Origin of the sequence: Zoogloea oleivorans (assembly GCF_008107625.1) — a bacterium.
Taxonomy (GTDB): Bacteria; Pseudomonadota; Gammaproteobacteria; order Burkholderiales; family Rhodocyclaceae; genus Zoogloea; species Zoogloea oleivorans.
In genome coordinates, this window is the sequence record NZ_SDKK01000031.1 from 1 (window position 1) to 546 (window position 546).

Annotated in this window: 1 protein-coding gene; it reads right to left on the reverse strand. The window is 71.4% G+C overall.

Annotated elements, in window-relative coordinates; all coding sequences use genetic code 11:
• Positions 1–546: flagellar biosynthesis protein FlhF (locus tag ETQ85_RS22415; RefSeq protein WP_484456003.1), on the reverse strand; the 546-nt coding region annotated here is incomplete at both ends.

Here is a 546-nt window from a genome sequence, read left to right on the forward strand (position 1 = left end):
GGTCTTGCCGACACCGGTGGGGCCGACCAGGGCGAACACGCCGCCACGGTCGATGATGTCGGCGTCGCTGGTCATGCAGCGGAAGCGCTGATCGAGGGCTTCGTGGAGCAGGCGATGGGCATCTTCCGGGGACTCGTCCTCGGGCACCGATTCGGCCAGCTCGCGGGCCAGAGCGGCGGAGAAACCAGCCTCCAGCAGATCGCCGATCAGGCGGGCGCGGCCGGGTGCGCTGCGGCTCATCTCGCCCCAGGCAAAACCGGCCAGCTGCTTCTCGATCATCCCGCGGATGGTGGCGAGTTCATTGGCCAGCTGGGAATTGGCGGATTCGAGGGCGCGGATGCGGGCCTCTTCCTCGACCCCGGTGGGACGCGGTCGGGCCGACTGCGGCTGCGGCTCGGCCGGACGAGCGGCGTCATTGCGCAGCGGCGAGCGGGGCACCGGAGTGTCGGCGGGCGGACGGCGGACCTGGGCGGAGGCGGCGTGGAACACATCGCGGTTCAATTCAACCCGCGGCGGGCTGAAGGGCTGCATCTCCGCCGGGCGGGC